The organism is Dolichospermum sp. UHCC 0352, from assembly GCF_009711925.1.
Taxonomy (GTDB): Bacteria; Cyanobacteriota; Cyanobacteriia; order Cyanobacteriales; family Nostocaceae; genus Dolichospermum; species Dolichospermum lemmermannii.
The window spans coordinates 1-1,002 of the sequence record NZ_VIKY01000198.1 but is presented as its reverse complement, the minus strand read 5'-3'; the positions used below and the strand labels follow the sequence as shown (position 1 = coordinate 1,002).

Below are 1,002 nucleotides of genomic sequence, written 5' to 3'. Positions count from 1 at the left end.
AAATATTGCGCGATTTTGGCATCTGAATTTCCTTTTGCGGATGAACTTAATTCAATGGCAAGACAATCTGCTGCGGAACGTTCTTGGAGTGCAATAGCTCGGTTTTACGATAATTGCAAAAAGAAAGTTAAGGGTAAGAAGGGATTTCCAAAATTCAAAAAGAATTGCCGTTCAGTTGAGTACAAAGTTACCGGCTGGAAGCTATCCGAAACTAGAAAAGCAATTACTTTCTCTGACAAGAAAGGTATAGGTACTTTGAAATTAAAAGGTACTTATGATCTTAATTTCTATGACATCAAACAAATTAAACGAGTTCGTCTAGTTCGTCGGGCTGATGGATACTATGCTCAATTTGCAATTGATGTCAAAATTAGAATTGAATCTCAACCCACGAATCAAATCGTTGGCTTAGATGTGGGCTTAAAATATTTCATTGCTGATTCAAAAGGTAATGTAGAGCCTGCCCCACAATTTTACAGAAAATCAGAGAAACAGTTAAGTCGAGCTAATCGCAAAAAATCCAAGAAGTTCAGTAGAGATAAAAAGAAAGCTAAACAACCACAATCCAAGAACTATATAAAAGCTAAAAATAGGTATGCCCGTAAACATCTAAGAGTAAGTAGGCAGCGAAAAGAATATTGCAAGAGATTAGCATATTCCGTGATCCAATCTAACGATTTGGTAGCTTATGAAGACTTAAATATTAAAGGCATGGTAAGAAACCGACATTTAGCTAAATCAATTTCTGATGCTGGCTGGGCGACTTTTCGACAATGGCTAGAATATTTTGGACTCAAATATGGGAAAGTAACAGTTGCTGTTCCTCCCCATAATACTTCTCAAAATTGCTCTAATTGTGGTCAAAAAGTCAAAAAATCTCTATCAACTAGAACTCACAATTGTCATCATTGTGGGTTCGTAGAAGATAGAGATATTAACGCCAGTATCAACATCCTAAGATTAGGATTAACTACGGTAGGGATACGGTCAGCTACGCTACAG

Annotated in this window: 1 protein-coding gene; it reads left to right on the top strand. The window is 36.5% G+C overall.

What is annotated here, in order from left to right; genetic code table 11:
- A partial coding sequence (locus tag FJR06_RS13735; RefSeq protein WP_168651628.1) for an RNA-guided endonuclease TnpB family protein occupies positions 1-1,002 on the top strand: 1,002 nt, incomplete at both ends.